A 24219-nucleotide genomic window follows, 5' to 3' on the forward strand; every position below is an offset into this window, starting at 1 on the left:
TCTCCTTTTCGTCCCAAATTTCGGAAGATTTTTTCTATTTTAGCCAAAAAATTTAATATTAATGGCGAAATCTGTAGATGAATTTAATAAGAAAAGGCTTAGGTCTAGCAATATTACAGTAGTAATAAGTATTGCCTTAGTGTTATTTTTATTAGGGTTAATGGGATTGATCTTAATTAATGCCCAGAAATATTCTGACTATATCAAGGAGCAATTAGTTGTGAATGCGTACTTTGACGAAAATTATGATGCTAAAGATTCTGTAAAGATTGCAAAACTCGAAGAAGAAACTTTTAAAAAAGTACAGACCTTAGCTCCTGTAAAGAGAGCAACTTATATTTCAAGAGAGATGGCAGCCAAAGAGGCGAAAGCGAGTATGGGAATAGATAGTGATGCACTATTTGAAGACAATATCTTCCCCTCATCTATCGAAGTAGCCTTAAAACCTGAATATGTAGATCCTGCTAAAATTGATGCGGCAATAAAAACACTAAAATCTGTTCCGGGTATTATAGATGTGAAAAATAACAGTACCTTGATGGTCGATGTTTACAATAATTTGAACCGGATTTTAAAATGGATCTTAGGGTTTTCGATCTTATTCCTTGTTTTAGCGGTCGTTTTAATTAACAACTCAATTCGTCTGAAGATATTTTCGAAAAGATTCATTATTAAAACAATGCAGCTTGTAGGAGCAAAAAGAAGATTTATCCTCAAACCTTTTATTATTGAAGCCCTGATTTTAGGATGTATAGGATCTGTTATTGGCCTTCTTGCATTATTTGGGGTATGGTATTACTTTACGAGTCAGATCGGGTCCGCTTTTGTACAGGATAATAATCAATATTTCTGGTTGGTTCTACTTGTATTCGGAGTGGGAATTTTTATTACCGTTTTAAGTACTATTGTGGCTACCTGGAGATTCTTAAGAACAAACGTTGACGACTTATATTACTCTTAAAAAAATGAGCAAAAAAACAAATAAATTTTCCGCAGCAGAATTTGGTACTGATACCAAAGCTCCACAGGAAAACACTTTTTACTTCGGGCAACAAAACTTTAAATGGATGTTAATAGGATTAGCATTTATTGTAGTTGGTTTTCTGTTGATGATGGGTGCAGATGCTAACACTGTCGATGGGAAATATGATCCTAATTCCTGGAATGATGGTATTTTCTCTATTCGAAGAATCAGAATAGCTCCATTGTTCGTAGTCATAGGTTTCGCTATCGAAGTATATGCGATTTTAAAAAGAAAATAATTTTTTATTAAAGATTAAGAAGTTGAGAAGTTTAGATTTTTCTGAATTTCAAAATCTCTTAATCTTTTAATTTTATAGATATGGATTTATTCAAAGCAATTATTATTGCCATTATAGAAGGTCTTACGGAGTATCTTCCAATTTCTTCTACTGCACACATGGGCTTTACAGCCAATTTAATGGGTTTGAAAGAGGATGAATTTTTAAAGATGTTTCAGGTCTCTATTCAGTTTGGTGCTATTTTATCTGTTGTAGTTGCTTACTGGAAAAAATTCTTTGATTTTAATAATATTAAATTTTACTATAAACTGGCATTTGCTGTAGTACCAGCTTTAGTTTTAGGATATCTTTTTGATGATAAAATAGAAGCTATTCTTGGTAATCAGATTGCCATTTCGTCTGTCCTTGTTTTAGGTGGAGTTGTGCTTTTATTTGCTGATACATGGTTTAAAAATCCGGTTATTGATGACGAAAAAGGGATAACAATAAAAAAAGCTGTAACAATAGGTTTTTGGCAGTGTCTGGCAATGATGCCTGGAACCAGTAGGAGTGCTGCTTCCATCATTGGAGGAATGACACAGGGATTAACCCGAAAAGCAGCGGCTGAATTTTCTTTTTTCTTAGCTGTTCCTACCATGTTAGCTGTTACTGTATATTCTGTTTTTGTTAAAACATGGGGAAAAGAAACCCCTCATCCTCAAAAAGGATATGAGATGATTTTATCATCACAGGATCATCTTACTATTTTCATAGTTGGGAACGTGGTAGCATTTATTGTAGCATTAATTGCTATAAAGGCATTTATCGGAGTACTCAATAAGTATGGTTTCAAACCTTGGGGATGGTATCGTATCTTTGTTGGAGTAGCTTTGCTTATTTATTTTTACTTTTTTAAATAAAACTTATTCCTTTATTGATTTATTTATCATTCATCACTAATTTATGACTGCTGAAAACGTATTAGAAGGCCATATATTTTTACTTGATAAACCATTGGATTGGACTTCTTTTCAAGCGGTAAATAAAATGAAATATAAACTCAAAAGTGAGTTTAACCTTCCCAAGAAATTTAAAATAGGACATGCCGGGACCTTAGATCCAAGGGCAACCGGTTTGCTTATCGTATGTACTGGGAAATTTACAAAGAGGATTCCTGAAATACAGGATGCTCCTAAAGAATATTGGACAGAGATCAAAATAGGAGTTCAAACAGAATCTTATGACACCGAAAAACCTGAAATCCTTCACCAGGATATTTCAAATATTTCTGAAGAGCAGATAAAAGAGGCTTTACAAAAATTTATTGGTGAGATCGATCAGAAGCCTCCTGTTTTCTCAGCAATAAAAATTGATGGTAAAAGAGCTTATAATCTGGCCAGGGCAGGTGAGGAAGTAGAAATGAAGTCCAGAAAGACAACCGTTTTTTATATTGAGAATATTGAAATCAATCTTCCTTTAGTAAGTTTTACGGTAGGCTGTTCAAAAGGAACTTATATCAGAAGTCTGGCACACGATATTGGGCAAGAGTTGAATGTAGGTGCTTATCTAACGCAGCTGAGGAGAACAAAAATAGGGGAGTATAAAATTGAAGATGCTACTGATCAGTTTTTAGAAAACGATTATAAATTTGAAACTATATGAAAAAAGCTCTCTCTTTGTTTATAAGCTTGTTTTCAATATCTCTAGCATATTCCCAAAATACAGAAGGTAAAAAACCAAAAATGGATTTTTATATTAATCCTTCTCTTAATCTCGGTTATAATCTGGGAAATAGTATCAAGGATAATCAGAATTCAGACTCTCCTTATTATCAGCAAAACATAGCTCCTTATGTGCCAAACAAAATTACTTACGGAATGACCGTAGTTGGAGGATACAATTTTCTTCCTAATTTTGCACTTGGAACTGGACTAAAGTATAGTTTTATTGACAGTAATTTTCATTTATTGTATTGGGTTATTCAGCCTAAATTTATTTTTGCCCCGGGAGATGAGCCTTTTTTTATAGATGTTAATTATGCAAAACAAATCAATAATTCTGTGGTTTCAAACGCCGAAATGTGGGGACTGAAACTGGGGAAACAGATCTCATATTCAAAAAGATTAAGCCAGGAAGGAGGAATTGTTCTTGAAAATCATAAATTTGATCAATCAAGTGCCTTTTTTATCGGTTTGAGTTATGGCATAACAATTTTCAGCAATAAAAATTATACTGGTTACGGAGAAGATTAATGGAAAAAACACGTATTAATAAATATTTATCAGAAGTTGGTTTCTGCTCGAGAAGAGCAGCAGATAAGTTATTGGAAGAGGGTAGGATAAAGATCAACGGGAAAATCCCAGAATTAGGAACAAAAGTTTCCGATGAAGATGTAGTAGAAGTTGATGGTAAGCCTATCAGAGAGTCTGAAGAAAAGCCTGTTTATATTGCTTTTAACAAACCTGTGGGTATTGTTTGTACAACTGATGCCAAAAGAGAAAAAAATAATATTGTCGATTATATAAATCACCCCAAAAGAATTTTTCCTATTGGGAGATTAGATAAACCCAGTGAGGGTTTAATCCTATTAACTAATGATGGTGATATTGTAAATAAGATTTTAAGAGCAAGAAATAACCACGAAAAAGAATACCTTGTTAGAGTTGATAAGCCTGTTAATCCAAGATTTTTGGATAAAATGAGGAATGGTGTTCCGATCCTAGATACAGTAACGAAAAAATGTGAAGTAGAGAAAGTGGATGATATGACTTTCAGGATTATTCTTACTCAGGGTCTCAACAGACAGATCCGTAGAATGTGCGAATACCTTGGCTATGAAGTAAAAAAGCTTAAAAGAATTCGTATTATGAATATTAAATTAGATCTTCCAATGGGTAAGTGGAGAGATTTGACCGATGAAGAATTAGCAGAGCTGAATATGCTTCTTGAAGATTCCAGTAAAACCTTTGACTAGTTTTTTAATCTTATAAAGTATAAACTACTAAACCTCTAAAAAATAATCCGGAACTGTAAACTTATATCTCGTACCGGGAATTTTACCTATTTCATGTACAATTTCATCCTTGCCTCGTACTCGGGTTTTAGTTTAAGCAACTTCCATATTTTTTTATCATCTGGATCACTTATCCGATGGTAAATGATCTTATCTGCTGAATACTTAAAATAAGGATGGTTCTTTAACCATTCCTCAGGAGCATCAACCAATGTGTATTTTGTGATAATAGAGGACTCTAATTTGCAGGTAGATGTTAATTTTTGAACCAGGTTAATATCGATATTGTAGGTATCTAGAATTTGTTGTTTATTAATAAAACCGCCTAATTTTTTTCTAAAACCGATAATAGATCCAGCACTTTTTTCATCCAGACCAAACTCCAAAAGCTGCTTAAAGGTAATTAAATTCAGATCTATGGTTGCAAAGTCAGTTTTCTGCTGCGTAATTTCAGCTTTTCTTTCTACATTTTGTGAAACATTTATCTTAATATAGGGGCGTAATTCCTCAAACTTTTCTAGGGAAATGACAAAACACTTTTTAATATCATCTAGGTTTGTAAAATTCCCTTTTAAATTTTTGTCTCGATAATTAACAATTGTTCGGGCTTGATTCTGTGAAAATCCTAAAGATTGCCAACCATCAATATTTAAAGTATTGGGATCAAAAGAATGAAGCTTTATTAAAGGCTTAGACTCTTTGTTGCTTACGGAGTTTTTATAGTTGTCAGGAGTCTTTTCCGGTAATATTAAATATGGAGATAGTTGCTGATAATTTTCATCTGTAATGATAAAGCAATCTTTGAACTTTTCCTTACTGACAAAACTACCCCCTAAATAAGCCTTGTATTTTAAAATTGCTTGTGCCTGTTTCTCTCTAAAGCCTATTTCTTCCCATTGTCTTTCTGATAAGTGATCGGGATTGAATTTTCCGGATACTGAGATCGATTTTCTTTCTGAATATTGAGAATGAAAAGTTTTCCCCTTGTTTTTGCTTTCGGGAAGTAAAATATAGGAACTGATCTCTGCAAATTTTTCTTCTGAAATGGCATAGCATTTCTTTAATTGCTCCTTAGACGTGAATTTCCCACCTACAATTTTTTTGTAATTTAATATGGTTGATATTTGCTTTGATGAAAAACCTAAGCTTTGCCATTGCTTCTCATCAAAATCGTTAGGATTAAATTCGGCTAATAATATTGGAGATGCCTCTTCCGAAACAAATTGTACATCAGGAAAATTTTCTTTTTCTCTACTTGTATATTCTTGAAAGGCGAGCAAAATTAAGAGCAAGATACCTAAAAATGCAACCTTCTGGTAATAGCTTCTTTTCATCATAAAGTAAACTTATTAATAAACCAGAACTAACCAAAATAGAATATGGTTAATTTGATTAAGAGTAGGTAATCAATTGTTTTTGTCGTTTTTTTGAATGAAAAATAAGTCAGAATTGTATTTAAACCTAATTATTTTAATGTTGCTTGTAAACACTTCTTATCATAGTAGACAAAAAAATCCTCAAAATTACTTTGAGGACTCTATTTAATTGATAATCGAGTGTACTTATTGGCGCACTAAATTATATTCTGTTCCTTTGGTTTCTTTAGTCCATGCGCTACCACTATGCATTTGAATTGTTTTATCATTAATGACTGAAAATGTGGTTACTCGGTCTGCAATATTTAAGTAGATCAGAATTATCTTATTCAAATTTTTATCATATTTCCAGGTTCCCGTACTCGACATTGGATCAGTGCTGCCAGGAAGTGTTTCAGCCAATGTAAAAGTATTATCGTTCTTAAAAATAATTTCAACATTTTGTTTAGAGTCCCCCAAAGGGATTGTTCCACTGTAAGTTCCGATAAAAAAGGTTGAAGTTTTTGAAGTTGAAGCATCTTCTTTTGATTTTTTCATTGTACTACAAGAAGTAAATCCAATTAATGACACACAAAGTGCTGCTACAAATATTTTTTTCATAATATGTTTTTTAAAGATGTCTTCTTATTTGCTAAAATAGTGCCAAAAATAAGCGGGAATAGTGGATCATACCTAAGTAAGAATGCTTAGATATAAGAAAGGGAAATCTTAATTAACCTGATCTGTAAATGTTGAAACAGATTGTAGTAAGTTATATTGCGTGAATTTAACTAAAGAGTTATAGATTAAGAAAGATACAATGTTGGATGGTCTTTATTCGCTGTCTTTTTCTACCAAAGATTCTTTTAGCTTTAGTAATTCTGCCTTTACAAATTCTAAGCGATCTATTATAGTAACTGTTTCAGAAATTTTGCTGTTTGTAGTAAGTGCGATCTTTGCACCATCTAAAGTGTAGCCTTTTTCTTTAACCAGATGATAGATAATCTGTAAGTTCTTAATGTCTTCAGGAGTAAAGTATCGGTTGCCCTTTTTGTTTTTTTTAGGTTTGATGATAGGGAATTCCTGCTCCCAATAACGTATTAATGAAGTGTTTACATCAAATGCTTTGGCAACTTCTCCTATAGAATAATATAGCTTGTCTGGTAAATTTATCTTCATTTTACGAATCCTAAACATCAAAGATAATTTTTTTTAAAATTTGTTACAAATATAGGCTCCAAATTATGCTGTTTATCGTCTCTTTTTTTATTCAGTTAGTTTATGTAGCTGAATAACTAGGGATTTTAATCTTTTTTAATCTATTTAACGAAAATGCAAAATTGACGTAAAGTGCCTTGTTTGTTTTGATTTTTGATAAATAATTCCCTTTTGGATTAATAAAATGACAATTTAAGTGATTCTGAATTTTGTTTATTCTAAATTTTTATAGTAATTTAGAAAGCATATAATTCATAACAAGAGGCAGTTATGAAATTTTTTGTAGGATGAAGAGGCCATTTAATGTAGAAGATAAAAAGAGAAGAAAATTATCATTAAAATTATACTAATATGAAGCGTATTTTATTAATTTTTTTACTGCTAACTCCTTTTTTAGGATTTTCGCAGTGGTCCAGAACTGAGTTAAGGACCCAAAGAGTCAAGAAATCTCAGGAGAAACTAAAATTTTCTTCTCTGTATGTATTGGATGCTAATCAATTAAAAGAAAGCTTAGCACAAGCTCCTTCACGTTCTTTGAACAGTAAGGGAATTATTATTTCAATTCCTGGTGTAAGTGGTAAAATTGAAAAATTTCAGGTTTGGGAATTTTCTAATATGGCTCCCGAATTACAGGCAAAACATCCTGACATAAGATCCTATGTCGGAAGCAGTGTTGATGATCCAAGCGCGTATTTAAGATTTAGTTTATCTCCAGTAGGTTTCTCGGCAATGGTTATCCGGTCTGGAGTTTCAGAATTTATAGAGCCTTATACTGAAGATAGAACAGTATATGCTGTTTTTGATTCAAAATCAAGATCAAATCAGGATTCTGAGCCATTTCAATGTTCTACCATAGATGATGTGGATAAAAGTGCAGTTCTGAAAAATACAAATTCAGTCACAAATAAATTAGCAGGTTTTAATACATTCAGAATGGCATTGTCCTGTACGGGAGAATATGCTCAATATCATCTGACGGTAGCCGGAACCCCTTCGACCGCTACGGATGCCCAAAAGAAAGCGGTGATCCTTGCCGCAATGAATGCTTCTATGACGCGATTAAATGGAGTTTTTGAAAAAGATCTATCCTTACATTTTAATTTGATCGCCAACAATGAAGCAATCATTTTTCTTGATCCTGCAGCTGATCCCTATACTGGTGGAGGCCCTAGTCAAGGGCAAGCAGGAATAGCTGGAGTAATTCCTTCAACAGATTATGATATGGGACATTTGATAGATAAGCAAGATGCCAATGGTGCTGCCGGATTAGGGGTTATATGTAGTAATGGTCAAAAAGCAAGAGGATGGACTGCCCACAATTTCCCGGAGGGAGATAAATTTGACATTGATTATGTTGCTCATGAAATGGGACATCAATTGGGAGCCGGACATACCTACACTTCACATAGCGGCCAGGCTGATCAGACTGTGGAGCCGGCAAGTGGAAATACTATAATGGCATACACAGGGATTATAGGAGGGAATCTGGATGTTCAGTTTAATTCCAACGATTATTATCATATTAATAGTGTCAATCAGATTAAGAATAAAATTAATGCTGTAACGTGTGGAACGAATGTGGCATTTACCAATCCTGCGCCTACGATTACGCTTGGAGCTGGCTATACGATTCCAAAATCGACTCCTTTTGTTCTAAGAGGAACAACAACAGATCCCAATACGGCTTCCTATACCTATACGGTTGAGCAAACAGATCAGGCTGCAACTGCACAGATCGGGACTAATTCATATGCATACCCAACAAAACCGACAGGTCCTACCTTCAGATCTCTGGCACCAACAAATATTCCGGCAAGATATTTTCCTGACTTTAATAAAGTGTTGGCAGGTTTATTAACTACAAGATGGGAATCTGTATCCAGTGTGGCAAGAGCACTTAATTTTAATATGTCTGTTAGAAATAATAGCCCTTTGCAACCTCAGATAGGACAAAGCTCGACAGTAGTAACAGTTGATGCTGTCTCTGGACCTTTTCAGGTTACAGCTCCAACATTTGGACAATCCGCAAGTTCCGGTAGCACTACTACTGTAACATGGGATGTGGCGGGTACCACTTTAGCTCCTGTAAGTACTGCTAATGTTAATATTAAATTATCTATAGATGGGGGGCTTACTTTCACAAATCTTATAACAAATACACCTAATGACGGAAGTGAACAGGTAACAATTCCTGCAGGTTCTACTTCTTCTAATGCATTTATATTAATTGAAGCAGCCAATAATATTTATTATGCGGTAAGCCCAAGTTTTGTTATTGATTATTCTGTAACAGGAGAGACGTGCGCTACTTATGCTTATACAGGAAGTCCAGTGAATATTACTGATGGTCCTGGTGGATTAAATATTTCTTCACCTAAAATAACGATTCCTCTAATGGTAAATAATCCTGGAATTATTACTAAAATTAAAGTAACACCATCTATTACACATACCAATGTGAGACATTTAGCAATTGGTATTGAAAGTCCTGAAGGTTCTTCAGCGCTTATCTGGAATCGTGCCTGTAATGGAAGTTCTGGAATCACAGCCTCTTTTACTGATATTGGAAATGCTGTTACTTGTGCTTCTCCTGTTCAGGGTGAAACAAAATCTTATGAATCTCTGGGAATTTTCAAAGGACATAAAGCACAGGGTGAATGGAAGTTATTTGCATCGGACAATAACTTAGGTTCAGCTGGAAGTGTTACAGCATGGTCACTTGAAGTTTGTACCCGACAAACACAAACATTGGGTGTTAAAGATGTTTCTTCTGCCTTAGGAGATGATATCAAAATATACCCTAACCCAAATAATGGTAACTTCTTTATAAAGTCGAGAAACCTACCTGGAGAATTGAAAGTAAATCTGTTCGATTCTAGTGGTAGATTAATTTATTCTTCTGGAGCATACCAAAGCAATGGAGATAATACCAAAGAGTTTAATGTAAATGCACCTAAGGGAGTTTATATTATCAATGTAAATTCATCAAAAGGAGATTACAATCAAAAATTAATTATAAAATAATATCTCAAAGTATATTTAAATAAGGGGTCGGCTTATGCTGACCCTTTTTGTTGAAAAGACTAATATTGCTTTAATTCATTTTATCTTTAAACGTTGCTAGGATTAAATAAACTCTTTCTTTATTTTTGAATTAAATTAAAAAGTTTGGATTCCATATCAGTACTTCATATTGATCTTTTTCAACCAGGAAAGAATCCGTCAGATTTTTATTTCAATACGATGAAAGATCATCTGGTTTCCAGCCATAAACACATAGAGAAGCCGCACCGTCACGATTTTTATGTTACTGTTCTTTTCACAAAGGGAAAGGGGACGCATGAGATCGATTTTCAGAAATATGATGTTTCTGAAGGGAGTCTTTTCTTTCTATCGCCGGGACAGGTGCACAGTTGGGAGCTTTCAGATGATACAGATGGATACATCTTTTTTTTCTCCCAGGAATTTTATGATATGCATTATGTCAATCAGCATCTCAGAAATTTTCCCTTTTTCAATTCTGTTGTTTTTTCCAGAAAACTTCAGCTTGAAACAGCGGATCTAAAGAAAGCGGTTATGGTATGTAAGGAAATTGAAAATGAATATCATTCCCAGAACCTGATGAAGGAAGAGCTGATACTCTCTCTTATTACTAAAATGTATATCAATTCGGCAAGACAGTTTTCTAAAGATTATAATACCCTGAATTCATCGGCCAGCGTTTCTTATTTTAAGCATTATCAGGATTTCGAAAATTTACTCGAAAAATACTTTACTATCCAGAAATCAATTTCTCATTATGCTTCCCTAATGGATATCTCGCCAAAACATTTGAACAGAATTACACAGACAATAGTTCAAAAAACAGCTACTGAAGTGATTACGGAAAGAGTGATGCTTGAAGCCAAGCGGATGCTGATGTATCTTAATGAGAGCCTTGTTGAGATTGCTTTTAGATTAGGCTATGAGGAATATTCATATTTTGTAAGAGTATTCCGGAAAAGCTCCGGAATAACTCCCACACAATTCATAAAAAAATATAAATCTTAGTTTCTGACTTTATAACAAAAGCTTAAATGGGCCTTCAAAAGTGGTTTCAAAAGAATCCAGTATTTCTCCTTTCTCATCATAAACTGCAATGATCATATTTTGTTTTGAAAATTTGATCTCTTCCTCAGGGAATGTGATATTGATATTTCCTTTCAGAATTTGATCTTCTTTTAAAACAATTCGATCCGAACCAAAGAAGTTGATCTCTCCATTTCTGGGACTTATCACTTTAATAGTTAATGTTTTTTTCTGATTGGTTTTATTCAGGAAAGTATAGATAAATGTATTTGTTATTTTGCCGTCTTTAATGAAAAAGGTAGATCCTGCAGGTTTAATAAACTTTGCTTCCATAGATCCGCGGTCATACATTAAAAACCCAAGGAACCCAATCAATAATGCCAAAAATACTGTTGTTACTTTCATCCTTGAGGTAAAAGTAAATTTCGATTGGTTCTCAATTTCAGCTTCAGTGGCGTAGCGAACCAATCCTTTCGGAAGGCCAACTTTTTCCATCACCTCGTCGCAAGCATCAATACAGGCAGTACAGTTGATGCATTCCAGCTGTTGACCATTTCTAATGTCAATCCCTGTAGGGCATACGACTACACACTGCTGGCAGTCAATACAGTCTCCTTTTCCTTCTGCTTTTCGATCTTCGCCATTTCTCCACTTGGATCGATTTTCTCCTCTCTTAAAATCATAATACACATTAATTGTTTGCTTATCGATCAGGACTCCCTGCAGTCTTCCGTAAGGACATACCAATGTACAGACCTGCTCCCTAAGCCACGCGAATGTAAAATAGAAAACTGCAGTGAAAGAAAGCATGACAATGAATTTTAATGAATGTTCAGCAGGTCCTTCACTCATAATCTTAAAAACCTGCTTATATCCAACAATGTACATAAACATAAAATGACTGATAATTAAGGAAATCAATATAAACACTGACCATTTCAGTCCTTTTTTTCTGATCTTCTCAGCATCCCATTCCTGGCGGTCGAGTTTCATCTGCTTATTACGGTCACCTTCAATCCAGTATTCTATCTTTCTGAAAATCATTTCCATGAAAAGGGTTTGAGGACAAAGCCATCCGCAGAATATACGTCCGAAAACTACCGTAAAAAGCATAACAAAAATAACTGAAGTCACCGCACCTAAAGCTAAAATGAAAAAATCCTGCAGATAAAAAGGCTGACCAACAATAAAAAACTTTCTGTCTATAACATTAATGAGAAGGAAAGGATTACTGTTTATGGTGACAAATGGTAAACCAAAAAATAAAGATAGCAGAAGGTAACTTGTATAGTTTCTGTAATTAGTATATTTCCCTTTTGGTTTTCGAGGGAACACCCACTTTCTTTTTCCGGTGTCATCCATTGTTCCGACCGAATTTCTAAAAGCTTCATTTTCTAAAACGGGATCTTTTATGGGATTGGTTTCTATGCTCATTATTTTAATTTAAATGATCAACTTTAATAATTTCTTATTATGATGGTATTTCAAACAAAAAATATCTGTTGATTTTCCTGTTGCAAAGCTCTTAATTAAAAGGGTTTATTACTAATAATATATACTTACAAAATAGGATAATTCGGACATTTTATTTTTTTTGTATTGATTAGAAGAGACATTTTTAGTTTATATTGAAATGGAATACTTTATGATTATTATTGTATCAAATTGAGATAATATTTCTTGAATTTTATTGTTTCATGTCGTACATTGTGGGCATTAAATGAAAAAGAAATGAAGAATGTCTTTAAGATGAGCTGGATTGGTTTGGTTTTAGTACTACTTAATTGTAAATCAGTAAACGGTAGTAATATGTTTTATCACGATATTAAGCCTGAGAGGGTTTCAGATAAATTTAGTTTTACTGAAGGTCCTTCTTCAGATAAAGAAGGGAATGTATATTTTACAGACCAGCCAAATGATAAAATTTATTATTGGGATTGGAAAAGTAAGGAGATCAAAGAGTTTTTAAGTAAAACGGGAAGGGCAAATGGAACTCATTTTGATAAAGATGATAATCTAATTACCTGCTCTGATGATCAGGGGGAAATCTGGAAAATATCGAAGGATAAAAAGGTTCAGGTCTTGTTAAAGGGTTTTGAAGGGAAAAGACTCAACGGTCCCAATGATGTTTGGGGAGATTCTTTTGGAGGAATGTACTTCACAGATCCTTTGTATAAAAGAGATTACTGGGTGAATTTCAAACAGGAGATTTCTCATAAAAGTCTTTATTACAGAACTAAAGAAGGAGTGGTTAATAAGATAGATACTTTTACGCAACCCAATGGAATTGCGGGAAGTGAAAAATATAAAAAATTATATGTTTCAGATATAGATGCTGGAAAGACCTATGTTTATGATATTTTAGAAGCGGGGAAACTTTCAGAAAAGAAATTGTTTTGTGAAATGGGCTCAGATGGAATGACACTTGACAAGCATGGAAATCTTTATTTAACAGGTAAAGGTGTAACCGTATTCAATCGTGACGGTAAAAAGATCTATCATATTCCAATAGAAGAAGAATGGACTTCCAATGTCACATTTGGAGGGCAGCATAATGAAGTTCTGTTTATTACTGCTTCAAAGTCAGTTTATACTTTACCTACAAGAGTAAAAGGAACAAAATAATTGTTTTCTCTTAAGATGTCATTGCGGAAAGCTAAGAAGCGATCTCGGTTCGCAATGACATTTTAAGGGTTTTATGCACATTAATAAGCCACCTCCATTTTTATTTTTTTGCCCTTCAGTTTCTCGTTGGCCAGTTTTTTTAATAAAGCATTGACCATTTTCCTTGAAACAGCAACGTAAGAAGTGGTATCTTTTACTTCGATCAGGCCAATATCTTCTTTTTGTAATTCACCTTTTTTGATCAGGTAACCTACAATATCCACTTTGTTTACCTTATCTTTCTTTCCAGCACTGATGTAGATGGTTTGAAAAGGTGTTTTTTCAGGAACTTTGTCGTATCCGGAAACACTTTCTTCAGGGGTATCGCTTTTAATGAAGGGGAACTTTTCTTCCGCAGTCATAATCAAATAAGCGAAACCTTTAGCATTCATTCTGGCAGTACGCCCATTTCTATGGATGAAAGCATCTTCTTGTGAAGGAAGCTGATAATGAACAATAGATTCTACTTCAGGAACATCCAATCCACGGGAAGCCAAATCTGTAGTGATCAGGATCCTTGCAGAGTCATTTCTGAACTTTAACAAAGCGCGTTCTCTTTCATCCTGTTCCATTCCGCCATGAAATGTCTCTCTGTCAATTCCTTTTTCATATAAAAGATCTGAAATACGGTCTACGGCTTCACGGTGGTTACAGAAGATCAACGTTCTTTTGTTTCCTATCTTACAGATCAGATTAAAAAGAGTATCCAGTTTTTCCTCAGAAATAGTCATTACTTTTCTTAATTGAATATCAGGTTTTACTTCAGCTAATTTTAAAAAATCAATAACCTTTTCATTTTTTAAACCAGTAAAATCAGGAATTTGATCCATTGCTGTGGCTGAAGTTAAAATACGCTGGGAAAGGGCTACTTGTGAATTAATAATATATTCCATGTCATCATGAAAGCCTAATTCCAATGCTTTATCAAATTCGTCCAGAACCAATGTCTGGATCGTTTTAGCAGTGAAATTTTTATTTCTAAGGTGGTAGGCAACCCTCCCTGGAGTTCCTATTAACACGGCTGGAGCTTCAATTAGATTATTTACTTCAATTTTTTTATCGTGACCTCCATAGCAGACAGAAACTTTAAAATCAGTTCCCATCGCCTTGAAAACCTGTTCGATCTGTAAAGCTAATTCTCGTGCTGGAACTAAAATCAATGCCTGAATTCCTGAAGCCTCTTTTTTAAGATTACGAAGAACAGGGAACAAAAAGGCTAAAGTCTTTCCTGATCCGGTAGGAGACAGTAGGACAACATCAGTATTGTTTTCAGTAGTTTTATAAGTAGATTTCTGCATCTGATTCATATCCTGAATCTGCAGCTTTTGATAAATTGATTCTAATTCCATTTTGCAAAGATAGTGATTTTAGGCGGTTGGGATTCGAGTTTCGGGATTCGAGTTTCGGGATTAGGAACTACGCTGTGAATGAATGTTATTGTCATTGGCTACGTCTAATCTTCGATTTCTGAACGGATTGAAGAATCTGTTTTTATTAGTATGCCTCATCAATTATCAATTACCATCTGTATTTTTTTCTGGAGCTGTTTCCCGCTTTTCGCTACAATCTTTTTTTTCAAAAAAGGATTTCTACTACAATCGGGGCTAGGTTCACTCCTGTCATTGCGAGGAGCGCAGCGACGAAGCAATCTCATTAAAACTTCATACAGCAGACGGAGTTACTGGAACCAAGACAAGGACCCTAGCCCCGATAGAAACGGTTACCCCGCAGTAAGCCTTGGGAAAGATCAGGCGCGAGGAGTATGAGTGGATAGCGGGAAGCAGCTTCTAAAAAGGAAGAAGTTAGAAGATGGATGTTGTATCTGACTTTCCAATCTTTTAATTTTTAAATTCCTGAATCTTTTAATGTTGACTATCAGTTATTTATGGATGTAATTTCTGTGCTTGGAAATGTTGGTTATATAAAATAAACTTCGTATATTTGCAGCCACTTTTTGTGGTCAAGGTTTGAAAAGGTAAAATATTAAAAATTAATTACTTCCGTATTTTTTAAATCCACATTTATTCAAACCATTAAAAAAGAAGGAATACAAATTTTATTAGAAAATGTCAAAAGAGACAAATTCAGCAGAGGTTTTATTAAACCAAAACGTAGCACCAGAACAATTTGATTGGGATTCTTTCGAATCAGGTCTTGATGCAGATGCGAGAAAAGAAAAAAGTGATTTAGAAGAAATCTACAACGGATCTCTAAACAGCCTAAACGATAACGACGTTTTAGTGGGTAGAGTTGTAAGATTAACTGATAAAGAAGCTATCGTAGACATCAACTTCAAATCTGAAGGTGTTATTTCTCTTAACGAATTCCGTTACAACCAAGGCCTACAAGTAGGTGATGAGGTAGAAGTAATGGTTGACAGAAGAGAAGACAAAACTGGACAATTACAATTATCTCACAGAAAAGCTAGAACGCTTAAAGCTTGGGATAGAGTAAACGAACTTCACGAAACTGGAGAAATCGTTAACGGTTTTGTGAAATCAAGAACTAAAGGAGGTATGATCGTTGACGTACACGGAATCGAAGCATTCTTACCAGGTTCTCAAATTGATGTTAAGCCAATTAAAGACTACGATCAGTTCGTAGGTAAAACTATGGAGTTCAAAGTTGTGAAAATCAACCCTGAGTTCAAAAACGTAGTAGTATCTCACAAAGCATTGATCGAAGCAGATATCGAAGGTCAGAAAAAAGAAATCATCGCTCAGCTTGAAAAAGGTCAGGTTCTTGAAGGTACTGTTAAGAATATTACTTCTTATGGTGTATTCATTGACTTAGGTGGTGTAGATGGATTAATTCACATTACAGATCTTTCTTGGTCTAGAGTGAACCACCCATCTGAAATCTTAGAAGATGGACAAACTGTAAAAGTTGTTATCCTTGATTTTGATGACGAGAAAACAAGAATCCAATTAGGTATGAAGCAATTAGAAGCTCATCCTTGGGATGCTCTTTCTGCTGATATGAAAGTTGGTGATAAAGTAAAAGGAAAAGTAGTAGTTCTTGCTGACTATGGTGCATTCGTAGAAATCGCTCCAGGTGTAGAAGGATTAATTCACGTTTCTGAAATGTCTTGGTCTACTCACTTAAGATCTGCAGGTGATTTCGTGAAAGTAGGTGATGAAGTTGAAGCTGAAGTACTTACTTTAGATAGAGAAGACAGAAAAATCTCTTTAGGTATGAAACAATTATCTAAAGATCCTTGGGAAAATATCGAAGCTAAGTATCCGGTAGGATCTCAGCATGTAGGAACTGTAAGAAACTTCACTAACTTTGGTGTATTCGTAGAGCTAGAAGAAGGTATCGACGGTTTAATCTACATTTCTGATCTTTCTTGGACTAAGAAAATCAAGCATCCATCTGAATTCTGCGCTGTAGGAGACAAATTAGATGTTATTGTATTAGAATTAGATATCCAAGCTAGAAGATTATCTTTAGGTCACAAACAATTGACTGAAAACCCTTGGGATAAATTCGAAACTAAATATGCTGAAGGAACTGTACACGCTGGTAAGGCTGTAGAAGTACACGATAAAGGTGCTTCTGTACAATTCGAAGATGCTGAGGTTGAAGCATTCTGTCCTTCAAGATTATTAGAGAAAGAAGATGGATCTAAAATCAAAAAAGGTGAAGACGCTCAATTTAAAGTGATCGAATTCAACAAAGAATTCAAGAGAGTAGTAGTATCTCATACAGGGATCTTCAGAGACGAAGAAAAGAAAAATGTAAAAGAATCTAGCAATAGATCTAATACATCTTCTTCATCATCTTCTAACGAAGAAAGATCAACACTTGGAGATATTGATGCATTAGCAGAATTGAAAAGAAAAATGGAAGAAGGTAAATAATCTTTAACCATTATGAATAATGAAGCCACTCGAAAGAGTGGCTTTTTTTATTTGCTGATATTTTGTTTTCAATAGATGTAGCTTATCGTTTTATATAATTTAATTATAAAAAACAAATAATGTAAATGATTAAAACACTGATGGATAAAAGAAGAATAAATATATAATTATTTTTGTGTAATAAAATTAAACAAAATGATTTTTGATTAGCAAATATTTGTAAATTAGCGGCTTTATTAATGTATATGAAAAAGATAACTCTACCTATTTTATTTGCTGTATTCGCAGTATTTCAATCTTCCAGTTTATTTTCTCAGGATAATGAAAGACTTATCAAAGATTATATTTCACAAAATAAGATCAGAGAATATAAAAAGTCAGATTTAACGAACTTCAGTATTGATGTTAAAGATCATTCTGAAAGTATGAATGCGGATGTTATTAAGATACAACAAGTATTTAATGATATTCCGGTATATGGATCTCTTGGATCTGTATTGTTGAAGAACGGGCAAATTATTCTTTTTAATGATAACTTTGAAAAAGATTATCAAAGAGCAGATTCTTCTTCACCTCAAATTTCTAAAGAAAAAGCCTTTGCATTTGCAGCTAAAGGAACAAGTATCGAGGACGCCAGTAAAATAAAGCTTTTAAACTTTTCTGATGCCGATACGAAAGATATGCTATTTGCAAAATCAAGATTAGTATATGCTAAAAAAGATCAGGAACTTATACTCTGTTATGAATTTGTATTTCCTGAAAAGAAATCAGCAAATTATTGGAATGTATTAATAAATGCATCTACAGGAGAAATTGTAGAAAAGAACAACTTAAATGTAAGCTGTAATTTTACAGATCATCCTTACGAACATTCGCATGAAAATAATTCAATAGTATTTCCTTTAGCTAATGATAGCCATAAACAGGTTAGTGCAAATCTTTTCCTTTCTCCGGATAATGCGTCTTATAACATATTTCCATTTCCTATAGAGGCACCAACATTTGGTGCAAGATCTGTGGTTTCAAATCCATGGATTTTAGCTTCTTCGCCAGAAGGATGGCATTCGGATGGTACTACCCATTATACAACTACCAGAGGTAATAACGTTTTTGCGTATCAGGATCTAAATGATGATGATGATTCTTCTGTTGGAGTAACAGTAGATGGTGGTGCAAGCAGAAATTTCAATTTTCCGTATGACCCAAATGCACATGCATTAAATAATAAGGATGCTGCAATCACCAATTTGTTTTATGCAAATAACATGGTCCATGATGTATTTTATAAATTTGGTCTTAAGGAGAATACAAGAAATTTTCAAAAAAATAATTTTGGATTAGGTGGGGTAGCAAACGATTTTGTAAATGCTGAAGCTCAGGATGGAGCAGCAACACCTGTTACACCTACGGTTTCTAACTATAATAATGCAAATTTTGCAACACCACCAGATGGAAGTAGCGGAAGAATGCAGATGTATTTATGGATTAATAATGCTCAAAAACTATTTTATACTGCTCCTGCTTCTGCTGTTACAAGAACACCTGCTTCTTTTATTGCCCAATTTGGACAACAAATAACTGGGGTGCCTGTAACAGGGACGGTAAAATTATCACCTGTTTTAGATGCCTGTACAGCTCTTCCTGCCGGATCTTTGACTGGATTCATAGGTTTAGCTGAAAGAGGAACCTGTGATTTCAATGTTAAAGTTGAAAACATGCAAAATGCAGGTGCGACTGGAGCTATTATCTATAATGCGGTGAGCTCCGCAGCACCAGGTAATATGGGAGGAGCTAATCCTAATGTTTTTATTCTTTCTGAATTAATTGATAATGCAGAAGGTGAATATATTAAATCTCAATTAGCAAATAATACACCTGTGAATGTTTCAATGAGTTACAATGTGAAACAGGATGGAAGCTTTGATAATGGAGTGATGATCCATGAATATGGACATGGAATCTCCAATCGATTAACTGGAGATGGATATAGCTGCTTAAATGCGATGCCATTTACTGGAAATTTAACGTATTCTAAAGAACAGATGGGTGAGGGCTGGTCGGATTTCTTTGCTTTAATGTTAACAAATAAGCCAGGAGATAACGCATCTGTAGCCAGAGGTATTGGTACATATGTTTCTGGACAGGCTATTACTGGAGCTGGTATCAGGCCAGCAAAATACTCTCCTGATTTCTTAATCAATGATTTCACCTATGGTGATACCAACGGGATGGAATTTAATAACGGTTCTGCTATTGTTCCTGATGTACATTCAATAGGATTTGTATGGGCAACAATGCTTTGGGATCTTAATTGGCAGTATGTTGCTAAATATGGATATTCTTCTGATGTAACTGCGAATACAACTAACGGAAGTTCAAGAGTATTACAGCTTATTACCGATGCATTAAAAATTCAGGCATGTGATCCAACGTTTATCGATGGAAGAAATGCTATACTAGCGGCAGAACAAGCAACTACAGGAGGAGAAGATAAATGTATGATCTGGAAAGTTTTTGCTAAAAGAGGTCTTGGAGTTAATGCAAATGCAGGAGTTAAGACCAATATCAATGACCAGGTTCAGGATTTTACTACGCCTCCAGAATGTCCTTTATTAGCGACTGATGAGGTGAAATCTGTGAAAAACAACACAATTTCTATTTATCCAAATCCTGCTAAGAATGAATTCTATATCAATTTCCCAAGCGAAACAATGGGTAAATTCAGTATTGAGATTTATGATATGTCAGGGAAATTAATTTCTTCTGAAGATAAAATTTCTCCGGATGCCAAAAAAGCAATTTCAACAGATAAAATGATCAACGGAACTTATATGGTAAAAGTAAAAGGCTTAGGCTTTGATGCAGTATCTAAAGTAATCGTTAAAAAATAACTATTATAGTTAATGATCAATAAATGAAAATAAAGTAATCGCCTAATAAAGCGGTTACTTTATTTATTTTAATAATCATAAATAGAATCTAAATTTTATTAAGTATACATGAAAAAAATAAGACTACCTCTTATGGTCGCTGCATTTGCAGTTATTCCATCATTACAGTTATTTTCGCAAGAGAATACACAACTTATCAAAGATTATATTTCTCAAAATAAGATCAGGGAGTATAAAAAATCTGATCTTACCAATTTTATTATTGATAATATAGATACTTCAAGATCATTAAATGGGGATGTTGTTAAGTTTCAACAAACTTACAATGGAATTCCTGTATATAGTTCTGTAGGAACAGCACTTATCAAGGATAATAAGATTGTTTATTATACTGATAATTTTGTAAAAAACTACACTCAGTCTTCTTCCAGCTCTGCTCAAATCACAAAGTCTGCTGCTCTTGAAAAAATAGCTGGTGAACTTGGAAATCCTGAGATCTCTTCATTTTCTATTCAAGGTTTTTTTGAGAAAAGCCCAAATAATGTAAAGACAGCAAAACAACGATTGGTATATGCCAATGATGTAAATGGAGATTTACGTTTGGCTTATGAATATATTGTAAGAGAACCGAAATCCTCAAATTACTGGAATATTTTAATAGATGCTCATAACGGAGGTATTATTGAAAAGAATAATTTAACATTATCTTGTAATTTTAAACCCGATTCTTATGCCTCCGATGCATTAGATATTAATAGTATTAATCAATGGGTTGGTCCTGAGAATAATACTCAGCAAAATTTTGTTTTAGTGGCTGATCCTGCCAGTTATAATATATTTGCAACACCACTGGAAGCTCCTACCTTCGGATCAAGATCAGTGGTATCCAATCCTTGGATTTTAACTTCTTCACCAGAAGGATGGCATTCGGATGGTACAACACATTATACCAACACCAGAGGTAATAATGTGTACGCATATGAAGATACTGCTCACACAAATACACCAGGATTTTCTCCTGATGGAGGAGCATCAAGAAATTTCAACTTCCCATTTAATTTAAATGGTACTCCAGCTAATAATCAAAGTGCAGCTATTACTAATTTATTCTACATTAGTAACAGAGTGCATGACGTCTTCTATAAATTTGGATTTACCGAATCTGCAAAAAATTTCCAACAAAATAATTTTGGACTAGGTGGATTGGATGATGATTCTGTTTTTGCAGAAGCTCAAGATGGTGGAGGTACCAATAATGCCAATTTTTCAAGCCCGCCGGATAATTATAATCCAGTGATGCAGATGTATCTTTGGTCAGCCACCAACAGACTTTTCTTTTATAATGCTCCAGGGACTGCAGTGCCTCGTCAACCAGCTGTGGGAGTTGCTCAATATGGTTCTGTATTAAATGCTGCCGGAGTTACTGGAAATGTACAATTATCATCTGTATTGGATGGATGTACTGCATTACCAGCAGGTTCGCTTACAGGGAAAATAGGTTTAGTTGAGCGTGGAACCTGTTCTTTTGTAGTTAAAACGAAGAATTTGCAAACTGCAGGAGCAACAGCTGCTATTATTTATAATGGAGCAGCAAATGGAGATATTATAGGAAATATGTCCGGAACTGATGCTACTGTTACTATTCCATCAGTATTAATTACAAATACAGAGGGAGAATACATTAAGGGCCAGCTTTCTGCTGCGGCAACTGTAAATGTAACTTTGAAAAATGATCCGGCAACAACTGTAATTCCAGATGGTAGCTTTGATAATGGAATTGTAACCCATGAATATGGTCACGGAATTTCTAACCGATTAACGGGTACCGGATATGGATGCTTGAGTTCTTCGGCAGATAAAGAACAGATGGGAGAAGGTTGGTCCGATTTCTTTGCTTTAATGTTAACAAATAAACCAGGAGATAATGCCTTAGTACCAAGAGGAATGGCAACATATGCTGCAGGAGAACCTACAAACGGAGAAGGGATACGTCCTGCAAAATATTCTCCTGATTTCTCCATCAATGACTTTACGTATGGAGATACTAATGGTATGGAATATACTAATCAAAATGGGATTATTGTTCCTGATGTACATTCGATAGGATTTGTATGGGCAACAATGCTTTGGGATCTTCACTGGCAATATGTTGCTAAATATGGTTACTCGTCAGATGTTACAGCAAATGCTACCAACGGTAGTTCCAGAGTATTACAGTTAGTTACCAATGCTCTAAAACTTCAGGCATGTAATCCAACGTTTATCGATGGAAGAAATGCAATATTGGCGGCGGAACAAGCTACTACAGCAGGAGAAGATAAATGTATGATCTGGAGAGTCTTTGCAAAAAGAGGTCTTGGAGTAGGTGCACAAGCGGGATCTATGACTAATATCAATGATCAGGTGGAAAGCTTTATTGTTCCTGACGAATGTCCTTTACTGGCGACTGATGAGGTGAAATCTGTAAAAAACAACACGATTTCTATCTATCCTAATCCTGCTAAAAATGAATTCTATATCAATTTCCCAAGCAAAACAATGGGTAAATTCAGTGTTGAGATTTATGATATGTCAGGGAAATTAATTTCTTCTGAGGATAAAATTTCTCCGGAAGCTAAGAAAGCAATTTCAACCGACAGAATGATCAATGGAACTTATATGGTAAAAGTAAAAGGCCTTGGCTTTGATGCTGTTTCTAAAGTGATCGTTAAAAAATAGACTATTTTATTATTTTTTTATATCACCCCAGGCTTGCTTGGGGTGATTTTATTTATCTATATGAGCTATTACCTTAAGGTGAATTAAATTATTATATTGTAACTTTGCCGGCTGTTAAAAAGATTATGAAGAAGAAAAATTTATTGAAAGGAGTGTTATTTGTCGGTATTGGAGCAAGTGTATACGGTATGTTGGCCACATTTGTTAAAATGTCTTATCAGGAAGGATACACTACATCTGAGGTTACTACATCTCAGTTTATGTTAGGATTGATCGGGCTTTTAATGCTCAATTTCATCCAGACTGTCACCTCAAAATCAAAATTACCATCGCCTACCCGTAAAGAGGTTAAAATGCTTTTGGTAGCGGGTACATCTTTAGGTTGTACAAGTTTATTTTACTATATCGCAGTTCAGTATATCAATGTTTCAATAGCCATTGTATTACTTATGCAGTCTGTATGGTTCAGTGTTGTTGTAGAAAGTTTTTTGACCAAAAAATTTCCTAATGCAAGAAAAGTAATAGCTACAATCATTGTTCTATTGGGAACCGTATTAGCAACCAATCTTATCAATGTCGATATAGAGCTAGACTGGCATGGTGTCTTTTGGGGATTAATGGCAGCCTCATCATATACATTAACGATGTTTACATCAAATACGCTGGCGACCCATTTACCTGTTCTCAGAAAAAGTATGATTATGCTTACGGGAGGTTCTATTGTGGTTCTGGCATTTTTATTCTTTGCTCAGATTGGGCCACTTTATTTTGATGGATTAAGATCAGTTTATTTAAACTTCACTGAAAACACGCAACATATCCATTCATTTGACTATTCTATATTTTGGACCTACGGATTTATTCTTGCCGTGTTTGGAACTATTATTCCACCTATTTTATTTAATATGGGATTTCCGAATACAGGATTGGGATTGGGAAGTATTATTTCTTCATTAGAGCTTCCGGTATCCGTAACCATGGCTTATGTTTTATTGGGTGAAAAAGTAATTTTGGTTCAGTGGGCAGGAATTGCACTCATTCTTTTTGCTATTGTCTTGATGAATTTACCAGCCAAAAAGGAATTGAAAGTGGCTGAACAATTATCTTAAGCTTATAATTAAAATAAAAAAATAAAAAACCGTTTCTTTTGGAACGGTTTTTTTAATTTTAATACACAAATAAGATTTC

General features: G+C 34.4%; 18 protein-coding genes. 13 read left to right on the forward strand and 5 right to left on the reverse strand.

Going from position 1 to position 24219, the window contains the following annotated elements:
- Positions 1-61: 61 nt before the first annotated feature.
- The 6 genes from NG806_RS22240 to rluF all read left to right on the forward strand — a co-directional run bounded on the left by NG806_RS22240 (position 62) and on the right by rluF (position 4215).
- Positions 62-961 (forward strand): cell division protein FtsX, encoded by a 900-nt coding sequence (locus NG806_RS22240; protein ID WP_214826335.1) that lies wholly within the window; start codon positions 62-64, stop codon positions 959-961.
- 4 nt (positions 962-965) lie between these two features.
- The gene (locus NG806_RS22245) at positions 966-1262 is read left to right on the forward strand and encodes a DUF3098 domain-containing protein (RefSeq protein WP_214826333.1); all 297 of its coding nucleotides are present in this window, start codon (positions 966-968) and stop codon (positions 1260-1262) included.
- An 80-nt stretch (positions 1263-1342) separates the two neighbouring features.
- The gene (locus NG806_RS22250) at positions 1343-2161 is read left to right on the forward strand and encodes an undecaprenyl-diphosphate phosphatase (RefSeq protein ID WP_214826331.1); all 819 of its coding nucleotides are present in this window, start codon (positions 1343-1345) and stop codon (positions 2159-2161) included.
- Between the two features lie 43 nt (positions 2162-2204).
- On the forward strand, positions 2205-2903 hold the full coding sequence (gene truB, locus NG806_RS22255; RefSeq protein ID WP_214826329.1) for a tRNA pseudouridine(55) synthase TruB: 699 nt from the start codon (positions 2205-2207) through the stop codon (positions 2901-2903).
- An 80-nt stretch (positions 2904-2983) separates the two neighbouring features.
- On the forward strand, positions 2984-3493 hold the full coding sequence (locus tag NG806_RS22260) for a hypothetical protein (protein WP_261511381.1): 510 nt from the start codon (positions 2984-2986) through the stop codon (positions 3491-3493).
- On the forward strand, positions 3493-4215 hold the full coding sequence (rluF, locus tag NG806_RS22265) for a 23S rRNA pseudouridine(2604) synthase RluF (protein ID WP_214826325.1): 723 nt from the start codon (positions 3493-3495) through the stop codon (positions 4213-4215). Before NG806_RS22260 ends, rluF begins: the two co-directional genes overlap by 1 nt.
- 86 nt (positions 4216-4301) lie before the next feature.
- On the opposite strand, the gene NG806_RS22270 is transcribed toward rluF, so the two are convergent.
- The 3 genes from NG806_RS22270 to NG806_RS22280 all read right to left on the reverse strand — a co-directional run bounded on the left by NG806_RS22270 (position 4302) and on the right by NG806_RS22280 (position 6788).
- Positions 4302-5591 (reverse strand): helix-hairpin-helix domain-containing protein, encoded by a 1290-nt coding sequence (locus NG806_RS22270; RefSeq protein WP_261511382.1) that lies wholly within the window; start codon positions 5589-5591, stop codon positions 4302-4304.
- A gap of 225 nt (positions 5592-5816) precedes the next feature.
- Positions 5817-6230 carry a copper resistance protein NlpE gene (locus tag NG806_RS22275; RefSeq protein ID WP_261511383.1) on the reverse strand — a complete coding sequence of 138 codons (414 nt, stop codon included), beginning with the start codon at positions 6228-6230 and terminating at the stop codon, positions 5817-5819.
- A gap of 213 nt (positions 6231-6443) precedes the next feature.
- Positions 6444-6788: a MerR family transcriptional regulator gene (locus NG806_RS22280; RefSeq protein WP_214826320.1), complete on the reverse strand. Its 345-nt coding sequence runs from the start codon at positions 6786-6788 to the stop codon at positions 6444-6446.
- Between the two features lie 390 nt (positions 6789-7178).
- Here NG806_RS22280 and NG806_RS22285 point away from each other — a divergent pair, with 390 nt between their 5' ends.
- Both NG806_RS22285 and NG806_RS22290 read left to right on the forward strand, forming a co-directional pair.
- Entirely contained in the window at positions 7179-9851 is a 2673-nt protein-coding gene (locus tag NG806_RS22285) for a reprolysin-like metallopeptidase (protein ID WP_261511384.1), read from the forward strand.
- A gap of 144 nt (positions 9852-9995) precedes the next feature.
- Entirely contained in the window at positions 9996-10877 is an 882-nt protein-coding gene (locus NG806_RS22290) for an AraC family transcriptional regulator (protein WP_261511385.1), read from the forward strand.
- Positions 10878-10886: 9 nt separating this feature from the next.
- Here NG806_RS22290 and ccoG read toward each other — a convergent pair whose 3' ends face one another.
- Entirely contained in the window at positions 10887-12329 is a 1443-nt protein-coding gene (ccoG, locus tag NG806_RS22295) for a cytochrome c oxidase accessory protein CcoG (protein ID WP_214826314.1), read from the reverse strand.
- Positions 12330-12626: 297 nt separating this feature from the next.
- On the opposite strand from ccoG, the gene NG806_RS22300 reads away from it, so the two are divergent.
- Positions 12627-13520: an SMP-30/gluconolactonase/LRE family protein gene (locus NG806_RS22300; protein WP_214826312.1), complete on the forward strand. Its 894-nt coding sequence runs from the start codon at positions 12627-12629 to the stop codon at positions 13518-13520.
- A gap of 80 nt (positions 13521-13600) precedes the next feature.
- Here the strand turns inward: NG806_RS22300 and NG806_RS22305 are convergent, their stop codons facing one another.
- Entirely contained in the window at positions 13601-14908 is a 1308-nt protein-coding gene (locus NG806_RS22305) for a DEAD/DEAH box helicase (RefSeq protein WP_214826310.1), read from the reverse strand.
- Positions 14909-15625: 717 nt separating this feature from the next.
- Here NG806_RS22305 and rpsA point away from each other — a divergent pair.
- The 4 genes from rpsA to NG806_RS22325 all read left to right on the forward strand — a co-directional run bounded on the left by rpsA (position 15626) and on the right by NG806_RS22325 (position 24140).
- Positions 15626-17422, forward strand: a complete 1797-nt coding sequence (gene rpsA / locus NG806_RS22310) for a 30S ribosomal protein S1 (RefSeq protein WP_214826308.1) — start codon at positions 15626-15628, stop codon at positions 17420-17422.
- A 245-nt stretch (positions 17423-17667) separates the two neighbouring features.
- Positions 17668-20313, forward strand: coding sequence for a T9SS-dependent M36 family metallopeptidase (locus NG806_RS22315; RefSeq protein ID WP_261511386.1), 2646 nt, complete (start codon positions 17668-17670; stop codon positions 20311-20313).
- 108 nt (positions 20314-20421) lie between these two features.
- A complete protein-coding gene (locus NG806_RS22320; RefSeq protein ID WP_261511387.1) occupies positions 20422-23031 on the forward strand; it encodes a T9SS-dependent M36 family metallopeptidase in 2610 nt (869 codons plus the stop codon).
- 125 nt (positions 23032-23156) lie between these two features.
- On the forward strand, positions 23157-24140 hold the full coding sequence (locus NG806_RS22325) for an EamA family transporter (RefSeq protein ID WP_261511388.1): 984 nt from the start codon (positions 23157-23159) through the stop codon (positions 24138-24140).
- Positions 24141-24219: the final 79 nt, after the last annotated feature.

It is taken from the genome of Chryseobacterium paludis (assembly GCF_025403485.1).
Lineage (GTDB): Bacteria > Bacteroidota > Bacteroidia > Flavobacteriales > Weeksellaceae > Chryseobacterium > Chryseobacterium paludis.